Annotated in this window: 12 protein-coding genes; 9 read left to right on the forward strand and 3 right to left on the reverse strand. The window is 57.7% G+C overall.

Annotated features, from left to right (window positions below; genetic code table 11):
• Both J7447_RS27795 and J7447_RS27800 read left to right on the forward strand, forming a co-directional pair.
• Positions 1-1,211 (forward strand): phosphatase PAP2 family protein (locus J7447_RS27795; protein WP_209171544.1); only part of this gene is annotated, 1,211 nt, incomplete at its 5' end.
• Positions 1,212-1,243: 32 nt separating this feature from the next.
• Positions 1,244-3,298: a S8 family serine peptidase gene (locus tag J7447_RS27800; protein WP_209171545.1), complete on the forward strand. Its 2,055-nt coding sequence runs from the start codon at positions 1,244-1,246 to the stop codon at positions 3,296-3,298.
• 42 nt (positions 3,299-3,340) lie between these two features.
• On the opposite strand, the gene J7447_RS27805 is transcribed toward J7447_RS27800, so the two are convergent.
• Both J7447_RS27805 and J7447_RS27810 read right to left on the reverse strand, forming a co-directional pair.
• A complete protein-coding gene (locus tag J7447_RS27805; protein ID WP_022998347.1) occupies positions 3,341-4,897 on the reverse strand; it encodes a DHA2 family efflux MFS transporter permease subunit in 1,557 nt (518 codons plus the stop codon).
• A gap of 216 nt (positions 4,898-5,113) precedes the next feature.
• Complete coding sequence (locus J7447_RS27810) at positions 5,114-6,409, reverse strand: HlyD family secretion protein (protein ID WP_208992210.1); 1,296 nt, start codon at positions 6,407-6,409, stop codon at positions 5,114-5,116.
• Positions 6,410-6,850: 441 nt separating this feature from the next.
• Between J7447_RS27810 and J7447_RS27815 the strand changes: the two genes are divergently transcribed.
• The 3 genes from J7447_RS27815 to J7447_RS27825 all read left to right on the forward strand — a co-directional run bounded on the left by J7447_RS27815 (position 6,851) and on the right by J7447_RS27825 (position 11,324).
• Positions 6,851-7,498 carry a TetR/AcrR family transcriptional regulator gene (locus J7447_RS27815; protein WP_022998345.1) on the forward strand — a complete coding sequence of 216 codons (648 nt, stop codon included), beginning with the start codon at positions 6,851-6,853 and terminating at the stop codon, positions 7,496-7,498.
• Positions 7,499-7,623: 125 nt separating this feature from the next.
• Entirely contained in the window at positions 7,624-9,105 is a 1,482-nt protein-coding gene (locus J7447_RS27820) for a protein adenylyltransferase SelO (protein WP_209171546.1), read from the forward strand.
• A gap of 155 nt (positions 9,106-9,260) precedes the next feature.
• Complete coding sequence (locus J7447_RS27825) at positions 9,261-11,324, forward strand: M13 family metallopeptidase (RefSeq protein ID WP_209171547.1); 2,064 nt, start codon at positions 9,261-9,263, stop codon at positions 11,322-11,324.
• A 42-nt stretch (positions 11,325-11,366) separates the two neighbouring features.
• Here the strand turns inward: J7447_RS27825 and J7447_RS27830 are convergent, their stop codons facing one another.
• Positions 11,367-11,954, reverse strand: a complete 588-nt coding sequence (locus J7447_RS27830) for a TetR/AcrR family transcriptional regulator (RefSeq protein WP_022998342.1) — start codon at positions 11,952-11,954, stop codon at positions 11,367-11,369.
• Between the two features lie 111 nt (positions 11,955-12,065).
• On the opposite strand from J7447_RS27830, the gene J7447_RS27835 reads away from it, so the two are divergent.
• The 4 genes from J7447_RS27835 (at position 12,066) to J7447_RS27850 (ending at position 17,874) form a co-directional block, all read left to right on the forward strand.
• A complete protein-coding gene (locus J7447_RS27835; protein WP_209171548.1) occupies positions 12,066-12,764 on the forward strand; it encodes a PspA/IM30 family protein in 699 nt (232 codons plus the stop codon).
• A gap of 15 nt (positions 12,765-12,779) precedes the next feature.
• Positions 12,780-13,061, forward strand: coding sequence for a YiaA/YiaB family inner membrane protein (locus J7447_RS27840; RefSeq protein WP_209171549.1), 282 nt, complete (start codon positions 12,780-12,782; stop codon positions 13,059-13,061).
• Positions 13,062-13,163: 102 nt separating this feature from the next.
• Positions 13,164-16,583 (forward strand): acyl-[ACP]--phospholipid O-acyltransferase, encoded by a 3,420-nt coding sequence (locus tag J7447_RS27845; RefSeq protein ID WP_209171550.1) that lies wholly within the window; start codon positions 13,164-13,166, stop codon positions 16,581-16,583.
• 229 nt (positions 16,584-16,812) lie between these two features.
• Positions 16,813-17,874, forward strand: a complete 1,062-nt coding sequence (locus J7447_RS27850; protein ID WP_209171551.1) for a hypothetical protein — start codon at positions 16,813-16,815, stop codon at positions 17,872-17,874.
• Positions 17,875-17,889: the final 15 nt, after the last annotated feature.

Here is a 17,889-nt window from a genome sequence, read left to right on the forward strand (position 1 = left end):
GTGTGGGGGGATTTGGGGGGTTCGGAGGGTTTGGGGGCTTCGGGGGATTTGGCGGGTTCGGCGGCGCCCCTTCCTTCGATTCACCGCTGATCGTGAACGCGCTGATCACCAATCACGATGGCATTGCCGGAACCTGGCAGACTGTTACGGCGGCCATCCAGGAGAACTGCCCGGAATACGATGCTTTTCTAGGCCGCCTCTCTCCGGAAGTCCGGCAAAGCATTTACGCACTTGAACTGGCATCGAGGCTCGGCTTCACCTTCAAGTTTGAGGGAACGTGCTCCGGAACGGCTCAGGTATGGCACCTGAACGTGACCAGCAACCCTGACGGGACCGATACGCCACTCGCGGCTTATGCCATGCTCGCCAGGATGTCTCGCCCAACCATGGCGATCTTCAAGAAGCAGCTCGATCTTGTGGCAAATTATGCAGACCTGCGGCAGGATCGTGCGGCTGAAATTATCGCCCAACTCAGCACACCTGTTGAATTTCTGCGGTCAATCGCATTCATCGCACCGGCTCGAACACCATATACGTTCGAGCTTTTGGCAACTGCGCAGGGTCTCGCCAACCTGGTGGAGATGCGGATCAAGTATGCCCTGGCCTGCAAGCGTCCGATAGAATTCTCCCCGCAGATCCAGCCGATGATCCTGACGCCCACGCATGGCACCCTGCCGAGCGGTCATTCGACGGAAGCCTTCACGCTGGCCCGGGTCCTTTGGCTCCTCCTGAGGGATGCCGGTGTCGTGCCTTATGACGACACGATCTGGGGCAAGATGTTCATGCGCCAGGCCTCGCGCATTGCAGTAAACCGCACCGTCGCGGGTGTACATTTTCCGGTCGACAGCGAGGCCGGCGCAATTCTCGGACTTACGCTCGGCGCCTATTTCGCGGGTCGGTGCCAGGGTTCCAATGAAATCAAGGGATGGGCTTTCCACGGCGACCAGTATCCTGACAGCCGGGATTTCGACTGGACACAGCTCTACGATCCGGCAACCCACACTCAGAAGGACCCGGGAGCCTGGGCCGACGAAACCACAACGTCCCTCACCGGCACGACCATTCAATCCAGGCCGCTGGCCTGGCTGTGGAACCGCGCAAAGCAGGAATGGCTGGACCTGAGGGAACCTTGTGCCGGTGGCAGCAGCGGTGGCGGAACACTCGAGGATGGTGGTGATGGTGCCTCGCCTTTGGAAGACGACGGCTCGTGATCGCATAGCAAAGTCGAACCGGAGGTCAAGTCATGTCGGATACCAACGGAACCCTTGATGAATTTTCAATCGATCCGGTCACGAACTGGCGGCTGGCTGTTGCAGCAAAGTTCGGATCCGGAGAAGAAGACACTTGGTGGGACATCCTCGTCGAGCTCGATGACATCTCACTCGATGATCTGATCGCCAGGGCCAAGGATATCGGCGGTGGCAACGGGCTTGAGGACGCAGTCCTCATCCCGAATTTCTATACCGCGCAACAGCGCGCGGCCAAAGAAGCGATCCTGTATCCCTCACTCTACGCAAAAGACATCTTCTTGCAGGAAGCGACGAGGAACGCGGGACAACTCGGCATAAAGCGCATCATCCTTGGGACTGTCGTTCCGGTTGGACAGCTCGACACGAGCGCGCAGATCATGCCCGGCAATCTGCCGGAAATATTTGTCGAGGATGGCACCGTTGTTACCGCTGTCATCGACAACGGCATCGCGTTCGGCCATGAACTTTTCCGGAAAACCGACCCAAATGCGTCACGCGTTTCCTTTGCCTGGATCATGGACGCCAAACCACGGACCGGCTCCCTAGTCGTCCCGCAGGGGCACGCCCTTGCCAGGAGCGAAATCGACGGGTTGCTTGCCGCGAACACGGCCAGCGGGCTCCTCGATGAGAACCGCTTCTACAGTCAGTGCGGATTGATCGACTACAGCTGGCCCGGGCTCAAGCCGGCCGCCATGCGAGTGTCCCACGGCACCCACGTGATGGGACTTGCCGCCGGTTACCAACCCGGCACGAAGGACAACACGCGCCCCATCATCTGCGTGCAGCTGCCAACCGATCTCACCATGGATGTCAGCGGAGGCCAGATCCTGCCAGCTCTGGGACGCGCGATCGACTTCATCAAGATACACGCGGAACGCTACCGGCTCGAGACCGATCACGGCAAGCGGATCCCGCTGGTGGTCAATTTCAGTTTCGGGAATTTTGCAGGACCGCACGATGGTACCGGTCTGATCGAAGCGAAGATCGATCACGAGCTTCACTCGACCACCCAGCGTGAAATCCAGGTGGCTCTTCCTGCCGGGAACGGCAATCTGGCGCGCACCCACGCGGAGATTACCTTCACGGATGAGGATACGGGTAACGTCAGGCCCGCCAGCCTCGACTGGCGCATTCAACCTGACGACCGCAGCGCGAGCTACGTCGAGATCTGGATGCCGCCGAAGGAGAACCCAGACAACCTTGTGAGAGTGCGCGTTACGCCCCCCGTGGGACCGAGGAGTACGCCGGTTTCAACAGTGCCTGGAGAGACTGCGATCCTCCATTCCGGAGACAACGTGGAATTCGGCCGGATCCTCTACACACCTCCCCACGCGCCAACCTGGCGCGGTTGCATTGTCGTCGGCGTTCACCCGACCTTTCATCACGACGTCACGAATGACTTGGCACCTTCGGGTGTCTGGAAAATCGAAATCGAGAATGTTGCCCTGACCGAAACCGATCGGGTTCAGGTCTGGATCCGGCGCGACGAAACCTTGCCCGGGTTCCCGGCATTGGGACGTCAATCCTATTTCGACAATGACGACTATCAGCGTTTCGACAGCTTTGGTGCCCCTCTGCCGATCGATCCGCCCGGATCCGATTGCCTGGTCAAGCGCAGCGGCACCATAAGCGGCTTTGCCTGCGGCGAGTTTCCCGCCGTTCTTGCTGGATATGTCGAAACCCGCAACAATCTGGCCGGCTATTCTGCCGCGGGCCCGGTAACAACGGCATTCAATGCAACCGGTCCGACGAGAAACGGTCCGGATGCAGCCGCGGTCAGCGACGACACACCCGTCCTGCGAGGCATATTGAGTGCCGGATCACGCTGCGGATCGCTGGTGTCTCTCAATGGAACCAGTGTCGCGACACCTCAGGTTGCCCGATGGATGGCCGACAGGCTTGCACAAGGCCAAACCGCAACGAAGGGTGACGTGAGTGCACAGGCCGCATTTGACGATCATCCGCCACCGTCAAGACCGGCCAATACGCGAATTGGCGGCGGCCGGATGCAACGAAGAATTCGTTTCGGACCGGACAGAAAGGCCTGATCGACACGGCAGTGCTCGTCCGGATGATCCACTATCTTGAAATCAATGACCGCCACCACCGGCAGGTGCCGGTTTCGGTCGCTCCACGAAATAGAGCGCGGCGACAAGAGCGAGGAACAAGCCTGTCAGGATCAGGAAAATATCCGAGAAGGAAAGCAGGAACGCTTCGCGGGTGACGATGCCAGACAACGTCTTCAAGGCCGCTGTTTCCGCATTCTGACCCAGTTCCGAGAATGCATGTGTCATGTTGGTCAATGTCTCATTGACGACGGGACGCGACCAGTTGACCGTTTCGGAAATACGTTCGTAGTGGAAATCCTGCCGATTGGTCAGCAGCGTGTTGATCACCGCAAGTCCGACGGCACCTCCCAGGTTCCGGGTCAGGTTGAACAGGCCAGATGCGTTCTTGATCATCTGCGGCGGCAACATACCAAGGGCGATATTGTTGATCGGCACCATGCACAGCATCAGCGAGCAGCCACGCAGGATCTGTGGAACCAGCAATTCCCAGAAATCCCAGTCGTGCGTAATACCGGTCACCATGTAGGTGCCGATCGCAAAGCCCGAGAAGCCGATTGCCATCATCACACGCGGATCGAGCACGGACATCAGCCGCCCCGCAATCGGGGCTGTAAGGAACATGGCAAGACCGCTCACGAACATGGTCTCGCCAATCTGCAGCGAGGTGTAGTCGCGAACGCCGCTCAGATAGACCGGATAAAGATACGTCAGGCCGTAGAGCCCCACCCCCATGATGAAGCTGAAAAGACTGCCCATGGCGAAGTTCTTGTCGGCAAACGCTCTCAGATCGACAATGGGTTCTCGCGCCGTGAACGCCCGCCAGAAGAAGATCGCAGCTCCCAGCACAGTGATTGCGGAAAAGAAAACGATCTCGCCGCTCTGGAACCAGTCTTCGCCCGAGCCTTCTTCAAGAACGAATTCCAGAGAACCGAGGAAGATGGCCATGGCCGCGAAACCATACCAGTCAAAATGATCGAGCAGAGACAGATCCGGCTCGTCGAAATCGATCAGGGTAACAGCGGCAAGCGTAACGAAGATGCCGGGCACCACGTTGATCAGGAACAGCCAGTGCCAGGAGCCGAATTCGGTGAGATAACCGCCGAGCGTCGGACCGATGGTCGGTGCCAGCGTTGCCACAAGACCGATCACGGGAGAGATGACGTTGAATTTCTCACGCGGGAAAATCAGATAAGCCGTCGCGAAAACCGTCGGGATCATGCCGCCACCGAGAAACCCCTGCAAGGCACGGTAGACGATCATTTCCTCGATCGTGGAGGCAGTGGCGCACATCAGGCTCATTACCGTGAACCCGGCCGCTGACAGCGCGAACATCCAGCGCGTCGACAGCATGCGCGAGAGGTATCCGGACAACGGGATCATGATGACTTCCGCTATCAGGTAACTTGTCTGCACCCAGGGAATGTCGTCCTGGGAAGCTCCAAGCCCGGCCTGGATTTCCGACAAGGACGCGGACACGATCTGGATATCCAGAATCGCCATGAACATGCCGAACACCATGCAGAGGAAGGTGAACAGCTTGCGTCCGTCGATGGATGCGCTTTGTGCCGTCTCGCTCATGTGACGTAGCCTTGAACCGGCGGTCATTCAGCCGAAAGGGACGGAATGGCCTGTAGCCGATCATTCGATACTGTTGGAACATCCGCGCAGGTCTTGCTGTCGACGGTCTGCTCTTCAAAGGGGCGGCATCCGCAAGATGCGGATACCGGGCTTGTGCGGTTGGAGGCCGCGGGGAGGACTTGATTTGATACGGACCCTTGACCCGCACCTGAAGATCTAGTGGAGCGCCGACAGGGCGACGTTTTCTTTCTGGCCACCTGTCCTGGTGTCGACTTCGACAACCACCGACATGCCAGCTCGCAGATGTCCGCTTGTTATTTCTTCTTCCGGAACCTTGATCTTCACCGGCACGCGCTGAACCACCTTGGTGAAGTTGCCTGTCGCATTTTCGGCCGGCAGAAGGCTGAAGACGGAACCGGTCGCAGGCGCAATGCTTTCCACGGTTCCCTTGATCGGCTGGTCCGGATAAGCGTCGACGGAAATTTCAACCTCTGCCCCGGGCTGGATACCCTCGAGCTGAGTTTCCTTGAAATTCGCATCGATGTGAGTGTCGGCCAACGGCACGATCGCGGCAATCCGGCTTCCCGGCTGCAGAAGGGAGCCGACCTGGGCTGCCCTGTTGCCGACGATGCCATCGACCGGTGCCCGAATGATGGTAAAGGCGAGGTCGCGCTCGGCTTTCTCAAGAGCTGTCTTGGCAGCAACCACTGCCTGTTCGGCTTCTTTCTTCTGGCCGTTGAGCACATCGATATTGGCTTTGGCCAGCGTCACCGCCGCCTGCGCATTCTCCAGATCCGCCTGCGCGCCTTTCAGTGAGGCATCGGCAGTATCAAGCGTTGCCTGGCTGGCAAACTTGTTGTCCGCCAGTCTTTTTTGACGATCGTAGTTCGCGGAAGCTTCGTCCTTCTGCGCCTTGGCGGAAGCAACAGACGCTTCAGCCTGCAGCACGGATGCCTTGGCAGCCGTAATCTGGGTCGCGATACGATCGACCGTTGCACGGGCACTGTCGATGGAATCCTTTGCGGACTGGACGGCAAGCTTGTAGTCGCCATCGTCGATCTTCAGCAGCACGTCACCGGCTTTCACGCGTTGATTGTCGCCGACAGCGACAGACGCAACATAACCGGACACCTTGGAAAGGATGACGGTGATATCCGCGGTCACATAGGCGTCGTCCGTGCTGGCAATGAATCTGCCTTCGGTCCACCAATGGTACGCCTCATATCCGCCAAAGCCGAGACCGGCGAGCAGAACCAGCGTGAAGACCCGCTTGGCCTTGCCTTTCTTTTTCGGAGGAGGCGCTTCTGCGGTGGTCGTTGCGGTTGTTACCTGTGCCTGAGACGAAACTGCCACCTGCCCGCCTTTGTCATCGCTTGTGTCTTTCGCGGAAGTTGGTGTTGCCTGTCCGCTTTTCGAGGCTACTGAAGTCTCGTTGTCTTGATCCTGGCGGCTCGCAGCCTGCGGCCCACCACCGATCGCGCCGCTTTCGTTGCGGCCTTCTCTGAGTGCCACGATGGTATCCTTTGCCCAAAATTCTTGACCGCCCAGGCATTGACTGAACGGTTCGGTCAATGGCATTTATATGTTCATCCCCTTGGCGAACGCAAGGGTTCCGGCGAATTTTTTGCAACGCACAAGAGTCCCCTGTTCAACAACCTGGTTGATCGAGACGGCAACAAGACACTTTGGGAGGGGGACGCGAGACGCATCACCTGTCCGGAAGTCGGATCCTGTCGAAGATATTTTTTAGGGGGCGTTTTGACTTGCAGACACAGCTGGTCTGACCAGGAAAGATTGAATGGTTCGTCCTGTTGGCCGATAGTGTTGAGATTGTCCAACCACCTGCCAAACAGTTGACCTTTGCATTTATGGGAATGCTTTTTGAGAAAAACCGTGTGTTTGACAGAATACTAGCGGTAAACTACTGAAAGACGGCAGAAATTCGAGATTGCGATGACAACCGAAACACAGGAACAACCGGCGACAGCCGAAGATCCGGCTCAGAAGACCGACAACGCCAAGTGCAGGCAGATTCTTGCCGGAGCACGAAAAGTCTTCCGTGCAAAGGGATTCGATGGCGCCAGTATGGAGGTTATCGCCAAGGAAGCCGGCGTTTCCAAAGGTACGCTCTACGTCTACTTCAGCAGCAAGGAAGCGCTGTTCGAGGCGCTGATTCTGCAAGAACGTTTCAGCCAGGCGGAAATCCTGCGGGAAGCCCTCGTCAGCAGGGCTGACGTGAAAAGCGATCTGCACCGTATCGGCCGCAGTTATCTGCAGAAAATGGCGAATCCCGAAAAATTGTCGACCCTCCGCATGGTAGTCGGCGCTGCGGAAAAATTCCCTCAGTTCGGCGTTCTGCTCTACGAAGCCGGTCCATGCCAGGGCCGACGCGACCTTGGTGCCTTCATCCAGGAGCGGATCGACCGCGGCGAGTTGAAGGACTGCGATGTCGAACTGGCGGCAGGCCAGTTTTTCGACTTGTGTGTGGCGGGCGTTCTAAGGCGCATGCTGCTCAATGCCGGCCCAAAGCCGAGCGAAGAAGAAATCGAAACCAATGTTGCAGCAGCGGTGAAGGTGTTTCTGGCGGCCTACGCAGCGTGACAGGCCGCACTGCCTCCCCCTCAAAGTTCACATGAATTCGATTTCCGACCTGACCGGGGCGGACAGACGGCCGTAACTTCCTATATTAAGCGGTAAAGCAATTGCCACCGTACACTGTAGGTTCCATGACCGCCCGACCGCCCATTTTCCAGTTCGACAATTCCTACGCACGGGACCTGCCCGGCTTTTATGTGGCCTGGGAAGGCGCGAAGGTGCCAACGCCGCAGCTTGTGGTGTTCAATCGTGAACTTGCAAAAGAACTTGGCCTTGATTCCAACCTTCTGGAAACATCCGAAGGCGCAGAGATCTTTGCCGGGGTCCGTCAGCCGGACGGCGCGTCCCCACTTGCCCAGGTGTATGCCGGCCACCAGTTTGGCGGCTTCTCGCCACAGCTGGGGGATGGCCGCGCGCTTCTTCTCGGAGAGATCATCGACAGCACCGGCAATCGGAAGGACATTCAGCTGAAAGGGTCGGGACCGACCCCCTTCTCCCGTGGCGGAGACGGCAAGGCTGTGGTGGGGCCGGTCCTGCGCGAATATATCCTCGGCGAAGCCATGCATGCGCTCGGCATCCCGACGACAAGAGCACTGGCAGCCGTAACCACCGGAGAAACCATCTACCGGGATGGTCCGAAACCGGGCGCTGTGTTGACCCGTGTCGCCGCAAGCCATTTGCGGGTCGGTACCTTCCAGTATTTTGCGGCACGCGGTGAAACGGACAAAGTCCGCCAGCTCGCCGATTACGCCATTGACCGCCACGATCCGGATCTTGCCGGACAGCCGGACCGCTATATCCGGCTGTTCCGGGGGGTAGTCGAGCGCCAGGCAGCGCTGGTCGCCAATTGGGTGCTTGTCGGGTTCGTTCACGGTGTCATGAACACCGACAACACGACGATTTCCGGCGAAACAATCGACTATGGCCCCTGTGCCTTCATTGACGCCTATGATCCGGCAGCCGTGTTCAGCTCCATTGACCACGGTGGACGATACGCGTTTGGCCGCCAACCCGTCATCATGCAATGGAACCTTGCCCGGCTTGCCGAAACCCTTTTGCCCCTGATCCAGCCCGATGATCTGGACAAGGCAGTCGAACTGGCCAGCGCCGAACTCGGCCGCTTTCCTGATATCTACCGCGCAGCCTGGCTGAACGGGATGCGCGCAAAGCTGGGTCTAGTGGAAGAAACCGCGGAAGATCAGGACCTGTTCGAAACGATGCTTTCGATCCTGCAGGAACAATCGGTCGACTACACGCTCTTCTTCCGGCACCTGAGCGAGGCTGCTGTCGGCGAGCCGCAAAAGCTGCGCGAGCTTTTTGTCGATCCGACACAGATAGACGGCTGGCTGGAGCGCTGGCTGCAACGCCTCGAAAGTGAAGGCAGAGCGCCTGCAGATACCAGAACGGCGATGAACCTTTTCAATCCGCTCTACATTCCACGGAACCACAAGGTGGAAGAGGCACTCCAGAGCGCGGAAACTGGAGAGTATTTTATGCTCAATGAGTTATTGGATGTTCTAAAAGCTCCGTATGAAGAACGAACCGGCTTTGAGAGCTATGCCCTTCCTGCCCCGGAGGCGTTTGGTCCCTATCAAACCTTCTGCGGAACGTAAGACCAAACCGTGCGCCCGACACAGTCGGCTCGATTGCGCAAGGTGCCACTTCGCTCTCGAACGCCGTTGCCACAACCCTTGCACTAATCGGATTGCCATCTGCAGCCGGAACTCTATTCTAACGCAGGGTAAAAAGCATTCCCGGGGGCGCTGAAATGAAAATTATCCCACTTCTGCTGACGAGCACTTTGCTGCTTTCCGGATCTGCCTTCGCTGAGGAAAACAGCCTCCCCCCGCTGACCCCGGACGACCTTCAATTCTCGCCCGAGAATATGGATACCTCTGTGGATCCAGCCGACGATTTTTATCGCTATGCTTCAGGCAAGTGGCTCGACCGGGTGAACCGGCCAGTGGACAAGGCGCGTTGGGATATTTTTTCGATCATCGGCGAAAGACTGATCAAGCAGCTTGCGGCTGTTGCGAAAAAGGCAAGCGAGAGCACCGCGGAAGCGCCCAAGGGCAGCCCGACGCAGCTCGTTGGCGATTTCTACAAAGCCTATATGAATGTCGAGGCGATGGATGCTGCAGGCATCGAACCGATCCAAAGTGACCTGGACGCCATCGAAGCCCTGGAAACCCTGGATGACCTCACCCGGTTCGCGGCTGACCAGGCCGCAATGTCCGGACCGGCCCTGTTCGCGATTTTCGCACCCAGTGCAGATCCAGCGGACAGCAAGCGCTACGCAATTTTTTCAGTAGGTCCCAGTTTCGGCGTTGAGGACCACCATCTCGAACTCTTGCGCAATAAGGAAGGCGATCCGCGCATTCCTGCCTACCGTGCCTATGTGGCGGAAATCATGAAGGTCGCCGGTTATCCGGAGGACGATGCTGCTCGCATCGCCGACATCACACTTCGAATAGAAACAGCGCTTTATGCCGGGATACTGACGCCCGAGGAAGGCAACGATCCACGCAACCGCTACAGCAAACTTGGTTATGAAGAGGTCCAGGCACAGGTGCCGGAATTGGACCTCGATCTCTATCTTGAAACAGTCGGCTTTGAGAAACCCGATGCAGTCTTCATGTTCGAACCAAGGGCTCTGCCAGAACTCTCAAAAGTGCTGAAGGAAACACCGCTTGAAGATCTGAAAGCCTATGCGGCTTTTCGGGTTATCGAAAACTACAAGGAATTCCTGACATCCGCCTTCGAAGAACCCGCCAAGGAGTTCAATCTTGTCTTGACCGGTGCCCGAACGGACCGTCCTCGCCAGGAGCACATGTACGACCTGCTGAAAGAGAACCTCGGCCATCCTGCCAGCCAGCTCTTCGTAGAAACCTACTATTCCGACGAGACCAAGGCCGAAGTCATCAAGATGGTCGAGCGCATTCACGGGAAGTTTCGCGAGCGCGTCGAAACGCGGGATTGGTTGTCGGAAGATACTCGTGCCGAAGCCCTGAAGAAGGTCGACACCTTCTACTACAAAGTCGGCTATCCCGATGAATGGGTCGATTATTCCAAACTCGAGATCGGGGACGATCCCGTAGAAAACATGCGCAATCTTGGAGCCTTTTCCATGAACCGCATGCTGGAGAAAATCAAAAAACCCGTCGTGCACGAGGAATTCAACACGCAGACGACGCTGCCGATCGTCATCAATGCCGGTTACACGCCTTCCATCAACGGCTTCGAGGTCAATGCGGCCATCACCCAGCCGCCTGCCTATAGCCACGACATGGACGCTCCCTTGCGCTTCTGCCGGATCGGCGCGGTCATCGGCCACGAAATGACCCATGGTTTCGACAGCGGTGGCCGCCGATACGATGCGGAAGGCAACTTTCGTGACTGGTGGACGGAAGCAGATGCAAAGGCCTTCGACAGCGAGGCCCAGAAACTGATCGACCAGGCCAACGCCTTTGAAGTGCTGCCTGGCCTTAACGCCAACGGCCCGCTGAATGTCAGAGAGAACATGGCCGATGTCGGCGGTATCACGCTCGCCTATGAAAGCCTGATGGATTATCTGGCCGAGCACCCTGAGGAAAATGTCGAGATAGATGGCTTGTCGCCGGCCAAGCGCTGTTTCATCGGCTGGGCACAGTTCTGGACGGCCAAGTCTTCCGACCCGTTCCTGCGCATGCTTGTCGCCGGTGACGGGCATCCTCCGAGCCCTTATCGAGCTTTTGCCGCCCTACAGCATGTCGATGCGTTCTACGAGACTTTCGGCATCGAGGAGGGCGATCCGATGTGGTTGCCACCGGAGAAACGGGTGAGAGCCTGGTAAGCCTGATCAGGGTAATCTACGGCCTGGCAGCCAGGGACCTCCCTACCCGGCCAGGCGCTCGACCAGAAAGTTCATTTCCTGCTCCAGCTTTTCTCCGGACAGGCCGACGAACCGTGCCTCCAGGCTGATCGTGACGAGACCGTGTACCGCCGCAAAAGCGGTGCGGGTCCGGGCTGCGAGATCTTCTTCCATCATGCTTGGATCGAGTTCGCGCAACGGTGCTGCGATGAAACCGAGAAGCGCGATATTTTCCTGAATATGCCACTCAGGCACCGCCTTGCCTTCAGGCAAGTGATGGCTGAACAATGTCATCCAGAGGTTTCGATTGTCGCGCGCAAACGCCAGATAGGCGAGCGCCAGCACCTTGAGCCTTACCAAAGGCTCATCCACGGTTTCGACTTTCGATGCCATCAGATCCTTGATGCGGCCGAGCGTCACCGAGTTGACCGCAAGCAACAACGCATCCTGATCTGCGAAATGCTTGTAGACCGATCCCACCGAGTAACCGGCATCAGCCGCGATCTTTCTGATGTTGACCGCTTCCATGCCCCCTGCTTCCACAGCGGCAATCGCCGCTTCCAGAACGCGACGATGGGTTTCTTCGCTTTTTGCTTTTTGAACTCCGGCCATAAACCGTCTCGCACCTCAAAAGTGAACTTTGTTCATTTTTCTGCTTGACCTAATCAAAATCATGTGGCCTTGTCAAATAGTGAACAACGTTCACCTTTTGAGAGAGGCACGATGTTTGAGCCATTCATGAACCAACTGAAGGCGTTGTTTCTAACCAGCGCCGAGGAAAGCCGGGACAATCAGTCTCTTGCTCTCCTCTCCATCAACACGCGTACAGCCGCCGCTTCCGTCCGGGCTGCCCAGGTTGCCCTGGCCCGCGCCAAGGCAGAACAGCAGCAGGACCGCAAGCGGCTGTGGCAAATCAATGCATCCCTCGAAGATCTGGAGAACAGGGCTCGCAACGCCCTCCTCAAAGGTCTTGAACCCCTCGCGAGAGAGGCTGCGGAAGCTATCGCACTTCTGGAAGACGAAAAGTCGGCGCTCGAAGAGGCGATCCGATCGTTCGACGGCGATCTTTCAAGCCTCACGGAAACCTTGCACCGCGCCCAGAGCCGTCTGCGCGCCCTCAAGCGCGGTGAACGCACCGTTGAAGTTCGCGACCAGATCCAGAAAGCACAGTCCTTTGGCTCCAGTACCGGCCAGTCGGCACTCGCCATTGCAGAGGGACAGCTGGAGGACATCCGCCGACGCCAGGAACGCGACCAATTGGCCGAACAGGAATTCAAGACCTTGTCGGCAGCGGATAGCCCGAGTGCGGTTATCGAGAAACTGGGCGATGCCGGCTGCGGCGCACCTGTGAAAACCCGAGCGGACGATGTGCTCGCCCGCTTGAAATCAGACATTCCCCTTCTTCTGGAAAAAAGCAGCTAACACGAGGACAAGACCATGCAGGAACCCACAGCCAAACATTCCAACAACTGGACCATTTTTACCGCCGGCAGTTTCGCTGTTGCCGCTATCATGATGGCCCTGGGCATCTGGAACCTTGAAGCAAGCTTCTCCGCGAAAGGCTTCTACGCAATGGCCGCAATCATGCTGGTCCATACAGCGGTCACCCTGACCAAGACCATGCGTGATCGCGAAGAAGCCAACAAGTTCCATAACCGCCTGGAAGACGCAAAGACGGAAAAACTGCTGATGGACATCAGCAAGCCGGAACAAGTCTGATCCAGAAATAAAACCGGGCGGAGTTTCTAACCCTCCGTCCGGGTTTCAAAGATTGAAGGTTATGAAGCAGATTGACAGATAGCTGCTTCGAAGGAGGACCTCATGAGCGCGTCACTGATGACATCCAGACGTTTCGCACCGCTCTTCTGGACGCAGTTTTTCTCTGCATTCAACGACAATTTCCTGAAAAACGCCCTGGTGTTCCTGGTGTTGTTCCAGGTTGGTGGACACGGCGCAGACGGTGGCAACACCGGTGTTCTGATAACGTTGGCCGGGGCTGTCTTCATCGCGCCCTTCCTGTTTTTGTCCGCACTCGGGGGCGAACTCGCAGACAAATTCGACAAGGCACGGATTGCCCGGGCAACCAAGCTTGCAGAAATTGCAGGCGCAGGCCTGGCCGTGACAGGCATGGCCTTGTCCTCCCTCCCCATCCTCTTCGCCGCGCTATTCGTGTTTGGTGCCATGTCCGCCTTGTTCAGCCCGGTCAAATACGGACTGCTCCCGGATCATCTGCCGGCTTCAAACCTGCCGCGCGCCAATGCCTGGATAGAAGCGGGAACTTTTCTGGCAATCCTGGGCGGCACGATTTCCGCCGGCCTTTTGTTCAGCACCGGCGCTCCCACCCTGATCTTTGCCCCAGTGATGATAGCCCTGGCTCTCGCATGTTACGGACTGAGCCGGCAAATTCCCTCCGCGCCGGCAGCAGCCCCTCATCTGACGATTGACTGGAACCTTGCGACATCCACATGGTGCGTGGTGAGAGATCTGGCTGCCGATCGTCGTCTCTTCCTGGTAGCCATGATGAATGCCTGGTTCTGGCTCATCGGTGCCATGGTGCTCGCTGTTCTGCCACTGATGGTCAAGACGTTCCTGGGTGGTGAAGAAATTGCCGTCACCTATTTCCTGACCGTCTTCGCCGTTTCGATTGGCATCGGGTCGGCAATTGCCGCCTGGCTTCTGGCTGGCCGTGTCGTCCTTTTGCCGGCTCCTGTCGGAACGCTTCTGCTGGCGCTCTTTTGCCTGGATGCGGCATTGACCCTGGCAGGCCTGCCGGCAACCGCAACAGCATCTGGTTTGCGCGAGTTCCTCACCCATGAAGGCGTAATCCGCCTCAGTGTCGATATGGCCGGCCTTGCCATTTCCGGTGCGTTGCTGGTTGTTCCCACCTTCACGGCACTCCAGACCTGGGCGAAACCGCAGGTGCGTGCCCGCCGGATAGCAGCGTCCAACGCCCTTGGCGCTGCCCTGATGACGGTTGGTGGACTGTTGCTGGCAGGAGCCCAGAAACTTGGATTTTCCGTTCCTGCAATTTTTCTGGCGCTGGCCGGGATGAACCTTGTCGCAGCTATCGTGATGCTCAAGATCCTGCCGACCAACCCGATGCGCGATGCAATCTCGATCCTCTATCGCGCCATCTTCCGGATGGAAGTCAAAGGCCTGGAAAATCTGGAAAAAGCCGGTGAAGCCCCGATCCTGGCGCTGAACCACGTTAGTTTGCTGGACGCTGGCCTGGCTCTGACCCTGACCGACAAGAAGCCGTCCTTCGCCATCGATTATGACATTGCCCGGCGCTGGTGGGTCAAACCCTTCCTGCACCTTGCGAATGCCCTGCCGATCAACCCGTCAAAACCCATGGCCACCCGCGCATTGATCAAGGTGGTGAACTCCGGCGAACCGATGGTGATCTTCCCGGAAGGCCGGCTGACTGTCACCGGCAGCCTGATGAAGGTCTACGACGGCGCGGCAATGGTGGCCGACAAGACCGGGGCCATGATCGTCCCGATCCGTATCGACGGCCTTGAAAAAACGCCGTTCTCCTACCTGAACCCAAGCCAGATCCGCAAGCGTCTGTTCCCCAAAGTGAAGGTGACAATCATGGAACCTACCCGCCTGGACCTCGACGACGAACTGAGGGGACGTCAGCGGCGCGCTGCAGCCGGCGCCAAGCTGTACAGCGTCATGTCCGAACTGATGTTTGAAACCAGCCTGACGGAAGACGTGACGATCCTGGAGAAGGTAATCGCCACGGCAGAAGAATACGGTTACGGCAAGCTGGCGGTTGAGGATCCGGTGTCCGGAAAGCTGAATGCAGGCAAACTGCTGACAGGCGTCTCAGTGCTTGGCCGCAAACTGTTGCGGCACACCGGCGGAGAAGACACCCTCGGCATCATGCTGCCGAATGCCAATGGCGCTGCCGTTACCGTTCTGGCGACCATGTCTGCCGGCAAGGTGCCCGCCATGATCAATTTCACTGCCGGTCAGGAAAACATTCTCGCGGCCTGCCGTGCTGCGGATGTTCGTACGCTGTTGTCTTCCCGCGCCTTCGTCAAGCAGGCCCGTCTGGAGCAACTGGCTTCAAACCTGGAAGACCACGTTCGCATCATCTGGCTGGAAGACCTGCGCTCTGAAATCGGCTTCTTGGACAAGATCCGCGGCCTTCTGACCAAAAGCCGCCCCCTGGTACGCAGGCAGGCCGACGACACGGCAGTGATCCTGTTCACCTCCGGATCGGAGGGAACACCGAAAGGCGTTGTGCTGACACACAGGAACATCCTGTCCAATGCCACGCAGGCAGCCGCCAGGATCGATTTCACCCCGAACGACAAGGTGTTCAACGTCTTGCCGATGTTCCATTCCTTCGGCCTGACCGCGGGCACCATCCTGCCGCTGATATCCGGTGTGCCGGTCTATCTCTATCCCTCGCCCCTGCATTACCGGATCGTTCCGGAGCTGATCTACACCTCCAATGCGACGATCCTGTTCGGTACGGATACCTTTCTCAACGGGTATGCCCGCGTTGCCCATGCCTACGACTTCCGCTCCCTGCGCTACTGTTTTGCAGGCGCGGAGCCGGTGAAACCGTCAACCAGGCAGATCTATCAGGAACGCTTCGGTCTGCGTGTTCTGGAAGGATACGGCGTGACCGAGACCGCACCGGTCATCGCACTCAACACGCCGATGTACAACCGTCCGGGCACGGTCGGCAAACTGATGCCCGGCATGAAGGCTCGCCTTGAGCCCGTACCTGGTGTGGAAACCGGCGGCAGACTGCATGTGTCGGGACCGAACGTGATGGTCGGTTATCTGAAGGCCGAAAATCCCGGCGTCGTCGAACCACTTGTCGACGGCTGGCACGACACCGGCGACATTGTCGAGATCGACGACGACGGCTACATCATCATCAAGGGCCGCGCCAAGCGCTTCGCCAAGATTGCAGGCGAGATGGTGTCTCTGTCCGCCGTGGAAGCCCTGGCGGGTCAGATCTGGCCGCAGCATCTGTCCGCAGTTGCCGCCATCAAGGATGCCCGCAAGGGCGAGAAACTGGTGCTTGTGACGGAAAACCCGGATGCGGACCGCGCAGCCTTCGTTGAAGGCGCCAAAGCCCGAGGCGCACAGGACCTCATGATACCGGCAGAAGTCCGTGTGGTATCCAAGGTTCCTGTCCTGGGTTCCGGAAAGCTGGACTTCGCAGCGGTTGCAAAACTGGTCAAAGACGGATCTGAACTGGGCGAAGCCGCCTGACATTACGCCCCGACCTGACGCAAGCCGGGTCGGGGTGAATACTGATCACCACGCCTCTTTATCTTATCTAGAGAGATTTTTCAGCATCGCCAACAAGACATCAGAAGAACATTTCCCGATTTAAACCGCCAGTAACGCAAGAATTGCCCTCCCGGCGAAACTAAACCTTAAGACGAATGATACAACCTGTGAACGCATACCCAACGCCAGACATTTCCGGAGCTTACGGATGCGTTTTAAAAAAGGATTTGCCGTAGCCTTATGCTTCGGTTTGCTCGCCTGCTCGGATAACGTTCCATCCGGAGACCCGCAGTCCGGTCTGAAGCGCGACATGCGCGGTTACAAGGCATCACCCGGCGTCCTCGTAGCGGAAGACGGGACACCTCATTGGATCCAGTCCGCGGTGACCGGGTACAAGGAAACGACCTTGGACACCGACCTTCCCGCGAAGGTGGTCATGCAGCAGCCCACTGCGTTCTGCCGCTTCCGCAAACCCAACCTCGGAGAATATATCGGCAATGTGCATGTCGGCACAGGCAACATGCATGCGCCGATCTATACCTGGTCGAAAACGAAAATTCGGGAACGGGCACAAAAGCTGGCTGAAAACGCCCAAAAACCAGCCGACGACCCCAGAAAGATCCGTGTCGACACGATGGTACTCAGTGCAAAGGACGACAGTTTTCCTGTTGTCGATGTCGTGGTTACGGAAACCGAAAAGCCGGTCTACCTGATCCTGCAAAACGAATTCGGCAAGATCCTATGGAACATACATCTGGCACCTGGCGCCCGCATCTCGCATGTGGTGGCACTCGGTGTCGGCGATATCGCTTTCGCCAATCTTGATCCTGACGTGCCTGTTGAAATGGCCGGTGCAAGAACCCTTCGTTCCTGCGGTGTTCAGCCCTGGCGAAAGATGCAAGATCACTGGCTTTTCGCAAGAAACGCCAAGGAAAATCCGAGCCTTCATGAAGAGCCCGTTGCCAAGAACAAGGCGGCTTATCGCAAGTATGACAGCTGGTTCAAGAGCGCCTTCGGCATAAGAAGCGAGCAAAATCTCGCGGGCGTGGAACGGTCAACTCATGTGCTCGTTGGGCCAATCCCGGAAAATCTTGATGACCGGATTCCCTTCCGTCCACTGGGGGGATCACTCGTCATCATGACGCCGGTCGAGAACATCGCAGTAGCTGGCAAGTCCGGCTACGAGGACAAGGCGATGGCGCAGATCAGGCCGCTGGTCGACAAAGCTCTCGAACGTGACAGCACCGCCAATTCCAATTCCGGTTCATAAGCAACAGGGAACAGT

The organism is Labrenzia sp. R5_0, from assembly GCF_017743835.1.
GTDB classification, from domain to species: domain Bacteria; phylum Pseudomonadota; class Alphaproteobacteria; order Rhizobiales; family Stappiaceae; genus Roseibium; species Roseibium algicola.

Bases quoted from the DNA above. Each gene is read 5' to 3' on its own strand.
- J7447_RS27815 (WP_022998345.1), top strand. From the start codon at position 6,851: ATGACAACCGAAACACAGGAACAACCGGCGACAGCCGAAGATCCGGCT.
- J7447_RS27830 (WP_022998342.1), bottom strand. From the start codon at position 11,954: ATGGCCGGAGTTCAAAAAGCAAAAAGCGAAGAAACCCATCGTCGCGTT.
- J7447_RS27845 (WP_209171550.1), top strand. From the start codon at position 13,164: ATGAGCGCGTCACTGATGACATCCAGACGTTTCGCACCGCTCTTCTGG.
- J7447_RS27840 (WP_209171549.1), top strand. From the start codon at position 12,780: ATGCAGGAACCCACAGCCAAACATTCCAACAACTGGACCATTTTTACC.
- J7447_RS27820 (WP_209171546.1), top strand. From the start codon at position 7,624: ATGACCGCCCGACCGCCCATTTTCCAGTTCGACAATTCCTACGCACGG.
- J7447_RS27805 (WP_022998347.1), bottom strand. From the start codon at position 4,897: ATGAGCGAGACGGCACAAAGCGCATCCATCGACGGACGCAAGCTGTTC.
- J7447_RS27825 (WP_209171547.1), top strand. From the start codon at position 9,261: ATGAAAATTATCCCACTTCTGCTGACGAGCACTTTGCTGCTTTCCGGA.
- J7447_RS27850 (WP_209171551.1), top strand. From the start codon at position 16,813: ATGCGTTTTAAAAAAGGATTTGCCGTAGCCTTATGCTTCGGTTTGCTC.
- J7447_RS27835 (WP_209171548.1), top strand. From the start codon at position 12,066: ATGTTTGAGCCATTCATGAACCAACTGAAGGCGTTGTTTCTAACCAGC.
- J7447_RS27800 (WP_209171545.1), top strand. From the start codon at position 1,244: ATGTCGGATACCAACGGAACCCTTGATGAATTTTCAATCGATCCGGTC.